The sequence below is a fragment of the Gemmatimonadaceae bacterium genome (assembly GCA_035606695.1).
Lineage (GTDB): Bacteria > Gemmatimonadota > Gemmatimonadetes > Gemmatimonadales > Gemmatimonadaceae > JAQBQB01.
In genome coordinates this window covers 184,335-201,320 of sequence record DATNEW010000041.1, presented here as the reverse complement: position 1 = coordinate 201,320, position 16,986 = coordinate 184,335, and the positions used below count along the sequence as shown (strand labels likewise).

At 65.8% G+C, this 16,986-nt stretch carries 16 protein-coding genes; 10 read left to right on the top strand and 6 right to left on the bottom strand.

Features of this window, described 5'->3' with window-relative positions:
• On the top strand, nt 1-531 hold a 531-nt coding region (locus VN706_22695), incomplete at its 5' end, for a sigma-70 family RNA polymerase sigma factor (GenBank protein HXT18454.1).
• 270 nt (nt 532-801) lie between these two features.
• Nucleotides 802-1,302, top strand: a complete 501-nt coding sequence (locus VN706_22690; protein HXT18453.1) for a YajQ family cyclic di-GMP-binding protein — start codon at nt 802-804, stop codon at nt 1,300-1,302.
• Here the strand turns inward: VN706_22690 and VN706_22685 are convergent.
• Nucleotides 1,293-2,915 carry a DUF4173 domain-containing protein gene (locus tag VN706_22685; protein ID HXT18452.1) on the bottom strand — a complete coding sequence of 541 codons (1,623 nt, stop codon included), beginning with the start codon at nt 2,913-2,915 and terminating at the stop codon, nt 1,293-1,295. The genes VN706_22690 and VN706_22685 overlap by 10 nt on opposite strands.
• 86 nt (nt 2,916-3,001) lie before the next feature.
• Between VN706_22685 and rimO the strand changes: the two genes are divergently transcribed.
• The 5 genes from rimO to VN706_22660 are packed head-to-tail and all read left to right on the top strand — an operon-like array spanning nt 3,002 to nt 8,741.
• A complete protein-coding gene (gene rimO / locus VN706_22680) occupies nt 3,002-4,393 on the top strand; it encodes a 30S ribosomal protein S12 methylthiotransferase RimO (protein ID HXT18451.1) in 1,392 nt (463 codons plus the stop codon).
• The gene (gene hemL / locus VN706_22675; protein HXT18450.1) at nt 4,390-5,661 is read left to right on the top strand and encodes a glutamate-1-semialdehyde 2,1-aminomutase; all 1,272 of its coding nucleotides are present in this window, start codon (nt 4,390-4,392) and stop codon (nt 5,659-5,661) included. Before rimO ends, hemL begins: the two co-directional genes overlap by 4 nt.
• Nucleotides 5,658-7,034 (top strand): SpoIID/LytB domain-containing protein, encoded by a 1,377-nt coding sequence (locus VN706_22670; protein ID HXT18449.1) that lies wholly within the window; start codon nt 5,658-5,660, stop codon nt 7,032-7,034. Before hemL ends, VN706_22670 begins: the two co-directional genes overlap by 4 nt.
• A 10-nt stretch (nt 7,035-7,044) precedes the next feature.
• Nucleotides 7,045-7,740, top strand: coding sequence for a hypothetical protein (locus VN706_22665; GenBank protein ID HXT18448.1), 696 nt, complete (start codon nt 7,045-7,047; stop codon nt 7,738-7,740).
• On the top strand, nt 7,737-8,741 hold the full coding sequence (locus tag VN706_22660) for a Gfo/Idh/MocA family oxidoreductase (protein ID HXT18447.1): 1,005 nt from the start codon (nt 7,737-7,739) through the stop codon (nt 8,739-8,741). Before VN706_22665 ends, VN706_22660 begins: the two co-directional genes overlap by 4 nt.
• 11 nt (nt 8,742-8,752) lie before the next feature.
• Here the strand turns inward: VN706_22660 and VN706_22655 are convergent, their stop codons facing one another.
• The 3 genes from VN706_22655 to pxpB are packed head-to-tail and all read right to left on the bottom strand — an operon-like array spanning nt 8,753 to nt 11,216.
• Nucleotides 8,753-9,523, bottom strand: coding sequence for a 5-oxoprolinase subunit PxpA (locus VN706_22655; GenBank protein ID HXT18446.1), 771 nt, complete (start codon nt 9,521-9,523; stop codon nt 8,753-8,755).
• A complete protein-coding gene (locus tag VN706_22650; GenBank protein ID HXT18445.1) occupies nt 9,520-10,530 on the bottom strand; it encodes a biotin-dependent carboxyltransferase family protein in 1,011 nt (336 codons plus the stop codon). The genes VN706_22655 and VN706_22650 overlap by 4 nt, the downstream gene beginning before the upstream one ends.
• Nucleotides 10,527-11,216 (bottom strand): 5-oxoprolinase subunit PxpB, encoded by a 690-nt coding sequence (gene pxpB / locus VN706_22645; GenBank protein ID HXT18444.1) that lies wholly within the window; start codon nt 11,214-11,216, stop codon nt 10,527-10,529. Before pxpB ends, VN706_22650 begins: the two co-directional genes overlap by 4 nt.
• 119 nt (nt 11,217-11,335) lie before the next feature.
• Here pxpB and VN706_22640 point away from each other — a divergent pair, with 119 nt between their 5' ends.
• On the top strand, nt 11,336-12,289 hold the full coding sequence (locus tag VN706_22640; GenBank protein ID HXT18443.1) for a hypothetical protein: 954 nt from the start codon (nt 11,336-11,338) through the stop codon (nt 12,287-12,289).
• Nucleotides 12,286-13,119: a hypothetical protein gene (locus tag VN706_22635; GenBank protein ID HXT18442.1), complete on the top strand. Its 834-nt coding sequence runs from the start codon at nt 12,286-12,288 to the stop codon at nt 13,117-13,119. Before VN706_22640 ends, VN706_22635 begins: the two co-directional genes overlap by 4 nt.
• A 10-nt stretch (nt 13,120-13,129) precedes the next feature.
• Here VN706_22635 and VN706_22630 read toward each other — a convergent pair whose 3' ends face one another.
• On the bottom strand, nt 13,130-15,094 hold the full coding sequence (locus VN706_22630) for an HD domain-containing phosphohydrolase (GenBank protein HXT18441.1): 1,965 nt from the start codon (nt 15,092-15,094) through the stop codon (nt 13,130-13,132).
• A 136-nt stretch (nt 15,095-15,230) separates the two neighbouring features.
• On the opposite strand from VN706_22630, the gene VN706_22625 reads away from it, so the two are divergent.
• Nucleotides 15,231-16,139, top strand: coding sequence for a PP2C family serine/threonine-protein phosphatase (locus VN706_22625; GenBank protein ID HXT18440.1), 909 nt, complete (start codon nt 15,231-15,233; stop codon nt 16,137-16,139).
• Nucleotides 16,140-16,144: 5 nt separating this feature from the next.
• Here VN706_22625 and VN706_22620 read toward each other — a convergent pair whose 3' ends face one another.
• Nucleotides 16,145-16,972, bottom strand: coding sequence for a CsgG/HfaB family protein (locus VN706_22620; GenBank protein ID HXT18439.1), 828 nt, complete (start codon nt 16,970-16,972; stop codon nt 16,145-16,147).
• Nucleotides 16,973-16,986: the final 14 nt, after the last annotated feature.

The following is a 16,986-nucleotide window of genomic DNA, read 5'->3' as shown; positions in this document are numbered from 1 at the left end:
CAGGCGATTCTCCAGGCGCTCGCCGAGCAGTCGCGTATCGTGCGCGTGCCGCTGAACCGCGCGGGCACGCTGCATCGCATCGGCAAGCGGGCGAACGCGCTGCTCCAGGAGCTGGGCCGCGACGCAACGCACGCCGAGATCGCGCATGGCATGGACATCACCGAGGAAGAAGTCGCGAAGACGATGGCGATCTCGCAGACGCATCTCTCCCTCGATGCACCGCTGACGCCCGGCGAAGACAACAAGCTGCTCGATTATCTGCCCGACACGCTCAACCCGACGCCCGACGAGCAGACGTTCGAGAAGGCGCTGACGGAGTCGATCGAGGAAGCGCTGTCGCACCTCAAAGAACGTGAATCCAAGATTCTGCGACTGTACTTCGGTCTCGACGGCAGCGAGCCGATGACGCTCGAGGAGATCGGCGCGCTGCTGGGCATCACGCGCGAGCGCGTGCGTCAGATCAAGGAGAAGGCGCTGTCTCGGCTCCGCCACGTTTCCCGCGCACGCGCCCTGGAGAGTTATCTCGGCTAGTCGCTTCGAGAACGACGGAGAACCACTGACGACGCGGAGCCCAAACGGCTCCGCGTTTTTTTATGGGGACCCTTGACGGCTGGTGTCCCGAGAGCAAATTCGCCGCTCCCCCCCGCTTTCTCCCAAAACTCTAACAACCCACCCTTGAACAGCCGCCGTCGACTGCGGTCCGGGGAGACGTGCGGAATCGCGACTGAACGGCACACCTGACTTTGTTGGGTGTGCCGTTTGTAGTTTGTATTCTCTCTCGCCCAGTCACCGAGTCACCCAATGCCCCAAAACGCCTCTTTCGACGTGACCACCGGCGTCGATCTCCAGGAAGTCGACAACGCCGTCAACCAGGCGCAGAAGGAGATCAGCCAGCGCTATGACTTCAAGGGCTCGAACTCGACGATCGAGTTCAAACGCGCCGAAGATTTGATTCTGCTCGTGGCCGACAGCGATTTTCAAATGCGCGCGCTGTTCGACGTGTTGCAGTCGAAGCTCATCAAGCGCGGCGTGCCGGTGAAGAATCTCGACATCGGCGAGATCAAGCAGGCGGCCGGCGACACCGTGCGCCGCGAGGTGAAGCTCAAGACCGCGCTCGATGCCGACACGGCGAAGAAAGTCGCGGCCGCGATCAAGGACGCGAAGCTCAAGAAGGTGCAGGCATCGATTCAGGGCGACCAGGTACGCATCACCTCTCCGTCGAAGGATGATCTGCAGGACGCGATCGCCTTGCTGCGAAAGGGCGACTTCGGCGTCGAGCTCAAATTCGGCAACTATCGCTGAGGCGCGGGTAGTTCGCTCGTCGTCTCGCGCGCCGCGGCGCACGAGCGATGCGCGACGTCGCGAAGCGCGTGGGCCTTCGCGCTGACGGAGCGCATCGCCATTACGTCGTCGGCATTCCACAGCCGCCACGATGCATCGCCGGTTGCCCGAAGACTGGGCGCCGGATGGCGGCTCCAGCGAGCGAGCAGCATGCGCGCCGCAATGCATCTGTCCTTGGCAGGCGTCTGCCTCGCTTCGTCGAGCACGATCGAGAGCGCAAGCGGCACAGCCGTCCCGCGCAGCTGCGCCAGATGTGGCACATCCAGCTTGTCTGCCCCGAGTCGCGCGGCGCGATCGACGTTGACACGCGCGACGATCGCATCGGGGTCGGCGAAATTGAGCGCCGCGAGCACCGCGAAACCTGACATCAACAACGCAGGCACAAAACCGCCGCGATCGCGCAAGACAGTGCACGCGATTGCCACGAGCACGACCGAGGCCCACCCCATGAAGACGAGCGGATAGAATCGGTCGATCGTCAAACCGTAGAACTGGACGTACAGCTTCATGCGGAGCGCCGCGGAGACCACCATGGCGGCGACGAGAGCCAGCAGCGGAAGCGACAGGGCGGTATGACGGCGCGCGAGCGCCGGCTCGGGGCGGAGCAGCGATCGCGTCGAGAGAAGCAGCGGCACGACGAGCGCCACGACCGTCACCATCTGGAAGAATCCGCTGCGGGCGTACGCAGCGGCGGTAAGTCCGGTGTGCGCGCGCAAAAAGTTTTCGCCGCCGAAGAACCAGGCGATTTGCGTCGCGACGTACGCCGCGAACAACACGTTCAGGGCGCCGAGCACGGTGGTGATTTCGGGCGAGCCAAGTTGCGGAATTGGCAACGGTGCTTCGGAACCGAGCCGAGGTTCGCGCAACGCTCCGCGCGCCCAACCGGCGACGAGCCAAGCGAAGAACACGGAAACGATGACGTGACTCGCGGTGAGTGCGAGGTCGAAGTCAGGCAACGAGACGATGCTTGCGAAGATTGGATCGGCGCCGCGGAGGAGTGCGCCGAAGATCGCGAGCACGACGATGCCCAGCGCCGCCGACCGCGCGATGGTGTGCCAGGTTCCGGCGCGCCGCGATGCGTGCTCGGGTTCGGTGGATCGAATACCGAGGAGCAGTGGTGCGAACCCCCACAAGGCGGTGCGCGCGACGTTGATCGCCGCCATGACGAGCGTCCGCACTTGGCGAGTCCAGACAGCGCCGGTCGGTGAGCTCAGCGCGATCGCGGCGAGGGCGAGGCACGCGAGCGTGGCGGCAAAGTCGAAGAATTGCAGCGCGTCACCGTTCCGCCACGCGAGCGCGGCACTGAATGCGAAGGCGCTCATGAGCCATGCGGCGGCCTCGCGTCCGATCGCGCGGTTTTCCTTCCAGGCGAGTGACACGGCGTTCAGACCAAACACGCCGACCCAGAGTGGCAGCCCTATGCCGGTTGGCCCGTCGCGGAGGAGACTGTCGCCGGCGACGCCGAGCAGGCCGGCCGTGAACAGCACGGCCCGCTGGGTTCCGGGGCGGAGAGGCTCCGACGGGTGCGTTGGCGCTGGCGCGGTTGCGGCGAGATCGAGTGGGTAGCCTGTCATGGAGAGTACTTTACAACACAAAGTACAATCGCGCAAGACCTCCGCGCGCGGTGCAGGCAAGTCGATCCCCCGATTAGACTTCACCCGTGCTCAAAGTCTCCGTCATCACGCTCGGCTGCGATAAAAACACCGTCGATTCGGAGCGCTACGTCGCTCAGCTCGCCGACCGCGGCGCCGTCTACACCGACGACATGGCCGACGCGGACGTGATCGTCGTGAACACATGCGGTTTCATCGACGCCGCGAAGAAGGAATCGATCGACGCGCTGGTCGAAGCCGGCCGCCTCAAGGACGCGGGCAGCTGCAAGGCGGTCGTCGGTGTCGGCTGCATGGTGCAGCGACACAAGAACGAACTCGTCGACGCGCTGCCCGAAATCGATGTGTTTCTCGGGTCCTCCGAGATGGATCGGCTCATTCCGGAGCTCGAGGAGCGCGGGCTGCTCGCGGAAGGCGACGTGCCGGCGGTGCATCCGGGCGTTCGTGCGTTCGCCGGCGGCCTTCGCCATGTGCGCTACCTGAAGATCAGCGAAGGTTGCGATCACGGCTGCGCATTCTGCGCGATTCCACTCATGCGCGGCAAGCATCGGTCGTTCGCGCTCGACGAGATCGTCCACGAAGCGCAGTTGCTCGAGGCGCAGGGCGCGCGCGAGCTCAATCTCGTGGCGCAGGATCTCGCGCACTACGGGCGCGATCGCCGCGATGACAAGCTGAGTCTCCCGGATGTGCTCGAGGCACTCGTACGTGAGACGACGATTCCATGGATTCGGATGTTGTATCTGTATTCGGCCGGTCTCACGCCGCGACTGCTCGAGCTCATGGCCACCGAGTCGCGCGTGCTGCCGTATCTCGACATGCCGATTCAACACGCGTCCGACGCGGTGCTCGCGCGCATGCGGCGGCCCGAGCGTCAGCGCACCATCCGCGAGAAAGTCGAACGCATTCGCGCGATGATTCCGGATCTTGCCATTCGCACGACGTGCATCGTCGGTTTCCCCGGCGAGACGGACGAAGATTTCGAGACGCTGCTCGCGTTCCTCGAGGAAATTCAATTCGAGCGCGTCGGTGCGTTCACGTATTCGCCGCAGGAAGGAACACGCGCCGCGGCGATGGATGACGACGTGCCCGACGACGTGAAGCGCGAGCGCCTCGAGCGATTGAACGAGACGCAGCGCCTGATCACCGCCGAGCGATACGAGCAACGCCTCGGCCAGACGACGCGCGTGCTCGTCGATCGCGTCGAAGAGGGCGTCGTGCAGGCGCGCACGGCGTGGCAGGCGGACGACATCGACGGAGTCACGAATGTATCCGGTGCCGACGATGTCGCGCCGGGCAGCTTTCTCGACGTGCGGCTGGACGACGTCGTCGAAGATGTCGACTTCAACGCGACGCTCGTCCGCGTAGTCTCGGCGCCGTCGGTGTCGCAACGTCCGATGCGTACGCTGCATGTCATGGGAACGATCGGTAGCTTCGGGCGATGACGGGACGATCGCACGAGATCATGGAACGCGCCCGTGCACTGTTTCCGGGCGGGGTAAATTCGCCGGTGCGCGCGTTTCGCGGCGTGGGTGGAGAGCCGTTCGTCGTCGAGCGCGGACAGGGCTCGCGCATCTGGGACGCCGACGGACGCGAGTACATCGACTACGTGTTGTCGTGGGGGCCGCTCATTCTCGGCCACGCGCCGCGCGTCGTGCTGCAGGCGCTCGAACAAGTCATGCAACGCGGAACGAGCTTCGGCATTCCGACGGAGCTCGAGGTCGAGCTCGGAGAGCTCATCGTCGAACGCATGCCGCACATCGAAATGATGCGCTTCGTGTCGAGCGGCACCGAAGCGACGATGAGTGCCGTCCGTCTGGCGCGCGCCGCAACGGGACGCGAGGTCGTACTCAAATTCGATGGATGCTATCACGGACACGGCGATTCCTTTCTCGTGCGTGCTGGATCGGGCGTCGCCACGCTGGGTCTACCAAATTCGCCGGGCGTGCCCGATGCATTGGCGTCACTCACCGTGGTGGCGCCGTTCAACGATCTCGCTGCCGTCGAAGAGTTGCTGCGGCAGCACGACGTCGCGGCGATCATCGTCGAACCGGTGATTGGCAACGCGGGGTTCATCGCGCCCGATCCAGCCTTTCTGCCGGGATTGCGCAAGTTGTGCGACGCGCACGGCGTGTTACTGATCTTTGACGAAGTGATGGTGGGATTTCGCGTCGCCTATGGTGGCGCGCGGGAACGTTTCGGTGTCATCGCGGATCTGACGACGCTCGGGAAAGTGATCGGCGGCGGCTTGCCCGTCGCCGCGTATGGCGGGCGCGCCGATTTGATGGAGCAAATTGCGCCGAACGGCCCCGTGTACCAGGCGGGGACGTTGTCGGGCAATCCGCTCGCGATGGCTGGCGGACTTGCGACACTCCGCGGGCTCACGCCCGAGGTGCACGACGCGATCTCGGCGCGCACGACACGACTGGTCCAGGGACTGCGCGAGAGTGCGGCTCGCCGTGGCGTGCCGTTCACGGCCGACAGCGCCGGATCGATGTGGGGCTTTTTCTTCCGCGCCGAGCCTGTTCGAAATTTCTCGGATGCGAAGACGTCGGATGTCGAGCGATTCAAACGCTTCTTCCATGCGGCGCTCGATCGCGGCGTGTATCTCGCACCGTCTGCGTTCGAGGCGGCATTCATGTCATCCGCGCATTCGGACGCCGACGTCGACGAGACGCTGAACCGGCTGGACGAGGCGATGGCGCTCGCATGATGCGTCGGCGGCTGCTCACGCTGTTCGTCGCGGCGGCGTGCACCACCTCTTCGTCGCCGACGCCGGTCGTGACGACGATTCCGATCGACGTGGGTGGAGCGCCCGCATCGGCGCCGCGCGGTCGGACGACGTCGCCATCCGCGCCACCTCGCGCACCGGCAACGCACTCGGAACAACCGACACGCGACCTCGGCGTTCGCGACGTTGGTGATACGACGATCCGCGTGATGCTCGGCGTGTATCCCGCGACGCCGCGTGTTGGGGGCCCGTCCGGCATCATGCTCACCGATCGCTCGGGCGGCTTCATGGGCCGCACCAACGACGCGACGGCGTGGCGCATCGAACGTGACGGGCGCATGCTGCGTGGGGTGCGAAGCGACGGCGTACCGACGTCGTGGGCCGAAGGACCACTCTATGCGCGCGCGCTCGGCGGCGGTCTGCTGGATGTCGCCGGCAAACCGTATCGCGGCGATGCGGCGTTCTTCGGAACCGACAGCGGCGTGATGGTCGTGAACGTGGTGCGCATCGACGATTATCTGCGCGGCGTCGTTCCGCTCGAGATCGGCACGCGCGCGCCCGATGATTCGGCGGCGATCCAGGCGCAGGCGGTGACGGCGCGCAGTTACGCGTACGTCCATCTCGCATCACCGAGTGCGCGCAATTACGACGTGACGGGCGGCACGCAGGATCAGGTGTACGGCGGTGTCGCCGCCGAGACGGACGTCGCATCGCAAGCGGTGGAGTCGACGCGCACGCTCGTGCTCAAGTATGCGGGGCGCGTCGTGAATGCGCCGTACTCGTCGACGTGCGGCGGCAGCACGGCGGCGGCATCCGAGTTGTGGCGTACGAACGACGAGCCGTATCTCCAGCGCGTGAGCGATCAGATTCCGGGCACCGGTCGTTATTACTGCGACATCGCGCCGCGCTTCCGATGGACGAAAACGCTCGAGGCGGCAACGGTGAACGCGGCGCTGTCGCGCTATCTGGCGAGCTACGCGAAGGTGCCGAACGGGCGCGTTGGTGTCGCGCGTGAGGTCTCGGTCGGTGGACATACACCGTCGGGCCGCGTCGCCACGACGACGATCACCACGGACCGCGGGAGCTTCGTCGTACGCGGCAACGACATTCGATACGTCCTTCGGCAGCCGGGCGGCGAAATCCTCAACAGCACCGATTTTTCCGTCGAGTCGATCTCGGCAGCCGATGGATCGCTCGCGCGGTTGATCATTCACGGCACCGGCTACGGTCACGGCGTCGGGATGTGTCAGTGGGGCGCGATTGGACGCGCGCGCGCCGGCCAGGATTTTCGTTTGATTCTGAGCACGTACTACCCCGGGACGACTGTGGGGCCCGCCGCTGCCGACGATCGATGACCGCCCGTCGATGAATTGCGCACCGAGCTCTCGGCGCCACTACGCTGTTCGCGCGATCTCGGCGATCGCGCTCATCGGGGCGTGCGTGTCCCGCCCTGCCGCGGCCCAAGATGGCATCGTCGAGCGTTTGAATCTCGACAAGCTCGAGATCACGTCGCTCGGGGTTTTCTTTGGCCACGTCGTACCCTCCCAGCTCCAAACGGCCAACCTCGTGGCGGTGCAGGCAGACTACGGGAACGTCTCGCGCAACTGGCGGGTGATCGCGGGCGCCAGCTACTGGCAGTCGCAGTTTCGGCACGAGGTGGTTCAGGCCTTCGCGGATTCGCTGCACAAGAGCCTCAGCGATCCAAATGCGCATGTGAACGCGTCTCAAGTGACGCTGTACGACGTCACGTTCGACGGCCAGCTTCGGTATACGCCGGACTATAGCGGCGAGCTCAAGCCGTTTCTGGGCGTGGGATTCGCCGCCCATGTCATCAATGCGGAAGGGCAGCTGATCAAGGGCACGTTCGTCGAGCGTGCGCTCGATGACATTGCCGCGGGGATTTTCGTGACCGGCGGCATTGCATTCAAGATCGTGAATCACCTCGGCGTGGAAGGCGGGGTGCGTGGCGACCTGCTCAGCGGCTTTCGCTCGGTTCAGGTTCGCGCCGGGGCGTCGTATTACTTTGGACATGTGCGCGGATCGCAGCCCAGCTCTCCATGAAAGATACCGTTCGTATCGGAGTCGTCGGCGCCGGAGCCATCGCTCAACTGGCGCATTTACCCGTGCTCGCGAAAATGCGCGGCACGCAGCTCGTGGCATTGTGCGACAATGATCGGCCGAAAGCGCGATCGCTCGCCGACCGTTTCGCGGTGCCCGATGTCTTCACGGACATCGAGGACATGCTCGAGGTGGACGAGCTCGATGCCGTCGTCGTCGCGACGCCGAATCACCTGCACGAGCCGCACGTGCTCGCCGCGCTCGCGTCGAAGCGTCACGTACTCTGCGAGCGTCCACTCTCGCTGACGTCGCGCGGTGTGGAGCGCATCCTCGCGGCGGCCGCGCGGGCCGATCGCACGGTGGCGGTGGCCAACAACCATCGCTATCGCACCGACGTGCAAACGCTCTCGCGATTCATCCAGGGCGGCGAGCTGGGGAAGATCATCGGCACGCGCGGTGGCGCGTATCAGTTCAAGCGGTCGCCCGAAGGCTGGCGCTATCGCCGCGCCGAGGCGGGCGGCGGCGCATTTCTGGATCACGGTGTGCCGCTGTTGGATCTCGCGTTATGGCTCGCGGACTATCCCGATCCCGTGCGGGTGACCGCCCACATGGATCGCGGCCGTGGAGCGGGCGCGGTGGAAGAGGCGATGGTCGTGCAGCTCGAGTGCGCCGGTGGAGCGTCGTTTCTGTTCGACGTCTCGTCGGCCTACGTCGGCGAAGCCGAGCGCTCGTGGTTCGAGGTGCTCGCGACGCGCGGCAGCGCACGTCTCGCGCCGCTACGCGTCGTGAAGGAACTGAACGGCCGCCCGACCGACGTGTCGCCGAGCGGAGCGGCTGGGCGCGAGAGCGCGTTCATTCAGTCGTATCGCGCCGAGCTGGCGCACTTCGTCAGCGTCGTGCGCGGCGAAGTCGCGTATGAGCCGCCAAGCGATCAGGTGACGTTGCACCGAGTGATCGAGGCGATTTACAAAGCGGCCGAGGAAGGGAAGGAGTTCAGGTTCTAGGAAAGCTCACGTCACGACTGTGCTTTGAGCGGCTGCACTGAAATGCCGGCCGCCTCGAACGATTCGCGCAGGCGTTGAGCGAATTCGGCGGCGTGCGGCCCGTCGCCGTGAATACAAATGGTGTCGGCCTTGATCGCGATGTCGTTGCCGTCGATCGCGCGAACCTTGCCTTCGCGCACCATGCGAATGGCGCGCGACACCGCTTCGTCGGCGCCGTGCACCTGCGCATCCGGCCGGCGACGCGAAACGAGTGAGCCGTCCGGCATGTAATTGCGATCCGCGAAGGCTTCGCTCGCCGTTGTCAATCCCGCGGATTCGCCTTCGCTGATGAGGTGGCTGCCGGGCAATCCGAACAGGATGAGCTGCTTGTCGACGTCGTGCACGGCACGAGCGATCGCGGCGGCAAGCTCGGGCTTCGCGGCCGCCATGTTGTACAGCGCGCCGTGCGCCTTCACGTGCTGGAGGTCGACGTTCGCCGCCTTCGCGAATCCGAGCAGGGCGCCGACTTGATACACCACCATGTCGTACGTCTCGTCGGGCGTGACGTCGAGCGTGCGCCTGCCGAAGCCGATCAGATCGGGAAATCCGGGGTGCGCGCCGACCGCCACTCGGCGCTGGCGCGCGCGCGCAAGCGTCGTTCGCATCACCGACGGGTCGCCGCCGTGGAACCCGCACGCCACGTTTGCCGACGTGATGAACGGAAAGACTTCCTCGTCGGCGCCGATGTGATACGCGCCGAAGCTCTCGCCCATGTCACAATTGAGATCCACGCGGTCGTTCATGTCGTTCCTCGCGAAAACCGCCATTCGAGTCCCGCGCGCGCCTGCGCAAGCTCCGCTTCCTGCGCAAGGTACAGCGCCTGCGCGTCGTCCAGCGAGATCGGCTCAAAGCGCACGAAGTCGCCCGGCTTGAGCTGCGCGATCAGCGGCAAATCGACGCTCGCGACTTCGCCGATGCGCGGGTAGCCGCCCGTCGTCTGTCGATCCGCCATCAGCACGATCGGTGCACCGCCGGGCGGCAGCTGCATGGTCCCAAATGCCACCGCTTCGGAAAGCAGCTCGATAGGCCGCTCGAGGGAAAGCGGCGTTCCCTCCAGTCGATAGCCCATTCGGTCCGAGCTCGCCGAAATCCGAAATCGTTCGGTGAACAGGCGCTGGCGCGAAGGTTCGGACAGGAGCGACGTGTGCGTGCCGTCGAGCAATCGCACCGTGGGCTCCACCGAATACGCCGGACGCAGCGTCGCGCCGGCGCTCCAATGCGCGATGCCGACCGCCCCATTCTCGCGAGCGAGCGATGCCGCGATGTGTCGCGACATCGAGGAGGGTTCGCCTAACCCCACGACGTCACCCGCGCGAATCGCACGTCCATCGACGCCGCCAAACGCCGCGCGCAGATACGTGGAGCGACTCTCGAACACACATGGCACGTCGATACCGCCGGCGAAGGCGACGTATGCGCGGCAACCGGTCGTCGCCGCGCCAAGGCGCAGCGTCGCGCCCGCGGGAACCAGCGCGGCGTGCCACACGGGGAGTCGCGTTCCGTCGATCGACGCTTCTAGATCGCCGCCGGCGACGGCAATCAACGTCGTCGCATGAAATTCAATCGACGGTCCGATGAGCGCCGCCTCGAGCACGGCGGCGCGTTCGTCGTTCCCGACGAGCAAGTTCGCCACGCGACACGCCCGGCGATCCATCGCTCCGCCGCCGGGAATGCCTTGCCGCATGTGCGCCGGCCGGCCGAGATCCTGGACTGTCGTTTGAAGTCCGGCGCCGATTACACGAACGCTCACTCGCGCCAATCGTCGAACTCGGCGCGTGTGATGGGACGAAAGCGAACGCGGTCGCCTGTCGCGAGCAAAGTCGCTTCGTCGCGACCAATGTCGAACATCTTGCGCGGCGTGCGGCCAATCAGGTTCCACCCACCGGGCGACACGAGCGGATATACGCCCGTTTGACTCCCGCCGATGCCTACCGTGCCGGCGGGCACGGCGGATCGAGGCGACGAGCGCCGGGGCGTCGCGATCAGCTCCGGCAAGCCGCCGAGATACGCGAAGCCGGGCATGAACCCGACCATGTACACGAGATACAGGGCGTCGCTGTGCAGACGAATCACGTCAGCCGCGGACATCTCATGCATCGTCGCGACCTCGTCCAAATCGGGGCCGAGCTCGTCCCCATAGCACACCGGGATCTCGACGACCCGGGCGGGCGGCAGTTCTTCGTTCGTGAGATCGGACAGCTCCCGCCGAAGTCTGTCGCGCAGCCGCGCGTATGGACTGCCGCCGTCGCCTTCGACGGCGCGCGGGTCATAGTGCACCGCCACGCTTGCGAACGCGGGAACCAGGTCGACGACGCCGCGGATTCGCGCGTGGTCGATGCGCGCGACCGCGGCCTGCACGCGGCGATGTGTCGCTTCGCCGATCGAGTCGCCGAGCGTGACGAGGACGGCGTGGTCGCCGAGTGGTGCGAGATGCATGTGCTCAAAACGATATCGCGCAACGGGTCAAGAGTACAGCGACAGCCAATTCGAGCTTGACGAAACTCTGACGCCGCTCACAGAGTTGGTGCGCGGATATCCCACCTCCGGAGCTCGAGATGCGCGCGGCCACTGTTCTCGCCGGCTTAGTGATCCTGCCTCTGTCGTTCCTCGCCGGCCAACGTGATTCGCTGGGCCGGCCGGTGCCGCTGGTGCGTCGCACCGCTGGGGCCATGCGCGTCGCCGCGTTTGACGTCGCGGGCAGCCCGCTGACGGGCGCCGAGATCGAGCTCCCGACGCTCGAGGTGAAGTTCCTCGTCCCTCAGGGCGGCCGCCTGTTGATCAACGACGTTCCCGCCGGCGTATACGTGGTGCAACTCCGGCGGCTCGGCTATCAGATGCAGACGCGGCTCGTTGCCGTGCGGCGCGATACGATCGACGTGCATTTCGCGCTCGAGCGGGTCGTGACCGAGCTGGATACGGTGAACGTGAGGGCAGCGCAAAATCTCGAGCTGCGCGATTTCGAGCGGCGGCTCAAGGCGTACAACGGCTACTTCTACACCGCGAAGGACATCGCCGCGTCGCACGCCGGGCGGCTGACGGATTTTCTGGCGACGCTGCCACGCGTCCACCTGCGGCCCGTTGGCGGTGCGTACAGCGCCCAGGCGCCTCTCGGCGCCGCCGGAGGCTGCCCCTCGGGCGTCGAGGTCTACTTGGACGGCGTGGCCGTGAACGCGCTCGAGGGCGGCGATCCGGCGAGGTCCGTCAAGGCGATTTCCAGCGTGAAGCCGCCTGCTCGGCCGCAACCGACGGGACCAGCGGGGCAGGGATCATCGCCGGCGTCGACGGGCGGGCGCGGACGAGGAGCGGCCGCGGTCGCCCAGGCCGCGGCCAACGCGCCGCCCGATCCGCTCGCGCAGGCAAGCGGACAGCTTCCTCCTTTCGACATCAACGCGATCTCGGTGACGCAGATCGCCGCGCTCGAGGTTTATCCGGATGGCGCGCCGGCGCTCATGTACGCTGGAGCGGGCGGCAAATGCGGGCTCGTTCTTCTATGGAGCAAAGTAAAATGAGTAAACGGGAATACGTGTTCGCCGCCGTCATGCTCGGGTTATGCGGCGGGTTCGTGCGCGCGCAGAATCCACCGTCTCCGCCGGCGCCCGCGGCCAAGCCCGCGAACTATGCATACCGGTACCGAGTGCTCGGCGTCTACGACGAGCAAACCGGGGATCCGCTCGAGGGCGTCGAAGTCGCGGACGTGCTCAACGGCAACAAGTCGCTCACCACGAAGACCGGTACGGTCAGCCTGTTCTTCCTGCCGGACGGCGGCGGCCTGGTTCGAGTGCGAAAACTTGGCTACGAGGTACAAACGCTGACGGTGAGTATCTCGCCGGCGGATACGACCCCGATTACGGTGGTGCTGTCGCACGCTACGCAGCTGGCCGCGGTAGTCGTGAAGGATTCAGCGCCTAAATACATCTCGCCCGCGTTGCGCGGTTTCGACGAGCGCCGTCGCGGCGGCCAGGGGCATTTCATCACCGACACGATGTTGCGCAAAAACGACAATCATTCGTTGGGTGACGTCATTACGTCGAATGTCCCGGGCGTCATGATGGCGCCGGGGCGTGGTGGCGCGAAGTACCTCGTGTCGTCTCGGCGCATGTGCAGCGGCCCAGCGCTGCGAGCGTGCCGGCAATCCGACTGCTACGTGTCCGTGTATGTCGACAACGCGAAGATCTTCGATGCCTCGATGGGAACCAACGGGCTCCCCGACTTCGGCCGAATGAGTCCCGTCGAGTACGCGGCCGCCGAGTTCTATCAGGGGGCCGAGGTCCCGCCGGAGTACAACTCGAGCGGCGCCGCGGCGTGTGGCGTGCTGCTCTTATGGACTCGAGAACGATAGCGGCGAGCCGCTACTCGCTCGTTCCCGAGAGCACCGTGTCGAACACCCGCGCGGCGATGAAGCTGTCGAGCAAGTCGGCGTCGAGCATGCCGTCCTTGGCTTCCATGCGGAGGATGTCGAGCGCGCGCGCCCACGGGACCGCGCGCTTGTAGGGGCGATCGGTAGCGGTCAGCGCGTCGAAGATGTCCGAGATCGTCATCATACGCGTTTGCACGGGAATGGCATCGCCCGTCACGGCGCGTGGATAGCCGCGGCCGTTCAGCTTCTCGTGATGCCCGTACGCGATCTCGGGAATTCCCTTGAGCTCGCGCGTCCATGGAATCTGCTCGAGAAAGCGGTACGTGTGCGTGACGTGCGACTCGATCTCGCGGCGCTCGCGGTCGTCGAGATTGCCTTTGCGGATCATCAGAAATTGCAGCTCGGCGTCTTCGAGCAACGGGCGTTCGACGCCCTCGAAATCGACGTACGTCTGGCGATTGATGTCGCGCAGCTCGTCGAAGCTGCCTTCCGGCAGGATCGTCGGCTCGTTTGCCTTGACGATGGCGTCGAGGTAGCGCTCGAGTCGCTCGCGCGACGTGCGGCGCGCCTCGTGTAGCCGTTCCAGCGCGGCTTCGTGCGCGTCGCGGCCGCCGGCCAGCAGCACGTCCGCCCGCTCGCGCTCGAAGCTCAGGTCCGCCGCCTGGAGTAAATACGCGAATCGATTCTTGATGATCGCCAAATCGGGCGCGTAGAGTTTTTTCTGTTTTACTAATACCTGTTCTCTAACGCCAACTTTGCCGAAGTCGTGCAGCAGGCCGGCGTAGCGCAGCTCGCGAATCTGTTCGCGCGTGAAGTGCACGGCCCGGTACGGCCCCTCGCCGCCGCGATCCACCGCCTCCGCCAACCCCACGGTAAGCGCGGCGACCCGGCTCGAATGCCCGGACGTCGTCGGATCCCGCGACTCGATCGCCGTGACGGCGGCGGTCACGAAGCCCTCGAAGAGCCGCTCGATGTCCTCGTACAACCTGCTGTTCTCGATCGCCACCGCCGCTTGGGACGCGAGCGCGCTCACGAGCTCCACGGCGCGCTGGTCATACGCCACAACCTCTCGATCGGTGGCCTCGGCCGACGTCAAGCGCACGGCCGCGTCGCGCTTGCGATTGATGAGCTGCAGCACGCCGATCACCTCGTCGCGATGCGTCTTCATCGGAATCACGAGCATCGATTTCGTCCGATAACCGAACTTCTCGTCGAAGCTGCGATTCTGCTTGTACGTGACGTCGTCAGGCAGCAGGTACACGTCGGCGATCACGAGCGGCTCGCCGGTCGCCGCCGCGTAGCCCGCCAGGCTCGCGTGGTCGATTGGAACGGTGAACTCCGTGAGCGGCAGCGCCGGCAGTGTGTGATTCTGCGAGAGCTTGAATCGCAACAGCGTCGCCGCGGCGCCATGCTCCGGGCGCTCGGTCAGATACAGCGAACCGGCGTCGCTGTCGGTAATGCGGCGCGCCTGATTCAGAATCATCTCGAGCAGCGTGAGCAGATCGCGCTCGGTGGAGAGCGCGACGCCGACGCTGGTGAGCTCCTTGAGCTCGCGATGGCGCTCCTCGACCTGTTGTTCGGCGCGCCGCGCCGCAACGAGCGTCGCCGCGTGGCGCATCGCGCCGCGGAGAAGCGCGCGGAGCGTCGCTGCCGGCGCGTCCGAGGCGGCGTAGCTGGTCAACAGGTCGAGCGGGAAATCCGACGGCGGCTCCGCTTCGCCGGCATCGCCCACGCCCACGATTGCGGCATCGCGCGCCAAGTCGATCACGCGCTGCGTGTCGCCGCCCGCGGAGGCGAGCAGAGATCGGTCGAGCAGAATCACCGTTGGCCGGGCGACATCGAGCGTCCCGGGCGCGGGAAGCACCGGCACGCGCCGCAGCTCGACGTCGTCCTCTCTGCGTCCAATGGGCGCCGCCGAAACAGGCTGGCCGAGCGCTGCGATGAGAAGCGGCTTCACGGATGGGGATGAGATCGTCGGGCGCGGATCGCTGGGCGGGAACTCGCAAACATACCGGCGAGCCAATCTGCGAGCCAGCATCCGCCTGGACCGTGCGGGCCGCACTTGCCGAATGGTGCGAAAGTACTCCAAACTCATGCCTCGCATGACACCCGGACGAATGAAGCTCGCCGAACTGTTCGCTACGCCGCCGTCGCCACCGGCGGGTCCTCGTCCGCGTGACGAGGAATTGGATTTGTTCGGCATGACGCATCCGGGACACGTTCGCGCTGAGAATCAGGATCACTTCCTGCTCGCGACGGTGCATCCGCAAGTCGTGGTGCACGCCACGAGTCTGCCGAACGTGGACACGCTGCCGCTGCGCGGCCAGCGCCTGGCGACCGTTCTACTCGTGGCGGACGGTGTCGGGGGTGGAGTTGCCGGGGAAGACGCGAGTCGCATCGCGACCGAGGCGGTCACGCGGTACGTCGCGTCGTCGCTGCGCTGCTACCACGCCGTCGGCACCGCGCAGGACCGCGAGTTTCTCGATGCCCTGCACGCGGCGGCAATGGAGGCGCACGACGCCGTCCGTGCCGACTCCGAAGCGCAGCACGGCGGTGATATCAACGCGACCACGCTCACGCTGGGCCTCGTCGTGTGGCCCTGGCTGTATGTCGTGCAGGTCGGCGACAGCCGGTACTACTTCTTTTCGCAGGGCAAGCTGCGGCAGGTCTCGCGCGATCAGACGGTCGCGATGGATCTCGTCGAACGGGGCGTGCTCACGGAGTCGCAGGCGCACGCGTCGCCGTTCCACCATGTGTTATCCAGCGCGATCGGCGGCGACATGGCGATGCCCGTCGTCACCCGCGTGGACATTCGCGAACGGGGAGCCGTGCAGCTTGTCTGCAGCGACGGTTTGACGCGCCACGTCAGCGACGACGAGATCGCCGAGCATTTGCGCACGATGACGAGCTCCGAACAGGCGTGCCGAGCCCTCGTGGAGCTGGCGCTCGATCGGGGCGGGAAAGACAACATCACCGTCGCGATCGGGCGTATACGCCCCTGACTGATTTAGTGCGTTAGGCGATCGAGCTGCCGCTGCGCGGGCTCAAACTTGGGGTATTTCGCCAGCACCTGCCTGAACAGATCAGTAGCCTTCGCCTTGTTCTTCTTGTCGGCTTCGTCGATGGCGCTCGAGTAGACTCTGACCGTTGCCGGATCGAGTTTGATCTTCATCGCCTCTTCCGCGACGGGCTTGGCGAACGTTTCGACGGCCTTCGATGCGGGCGCGCCGCTCTGTGCCGGCTCGGACTTGGCGCCCGTACCGGCATCGCCCGTACGACGCGCGGCACCCGGCTTCGGCGCGAGATTCAGATTGCTGGCGAGCCGCGACGACAGCTGCGCGATCATACCGAGCACGTCGTCCGTCGTCCCGTTCACCGAATTCGGATTCGCGATCTGCGACGTCTCGACGTCGATCGTGTGTGCCGTCAGAATGGCCTTGCCATGCGGGTCGCTGATGAACGCGCCGGTCACGGCGTATTGCGCGCCGAAGAGCTTGCCCAGGCGCACCGCGGTTTGCGGATCGATCTGGCCGTTCTGCACCATGTTCTGTTCCTGCAACACCTCGGCGATGCGCGCGCGATCGATCAGGCGGATCTTGGTGTTGGACGCCATGTCGGTGATGAGCAGATCCTGCACGGCGGTGCGGATGCCCTCGAAGTCGGCGTGCCCCGGGCCCATGGAGCTGTTGTCGAACGTGAAGACGACCACCACCGGGCGGTTGTCCTGTGCCCGTGCAACAGCCGGCAGCGCGAACGACGCGGCGGCCAGCAGCATGGCGATGTGAGTGGCGTACGGCTTCGAACGCAACGTCGAACGCAACGTCGAACGCAACATGGTGTCCTCCTGAG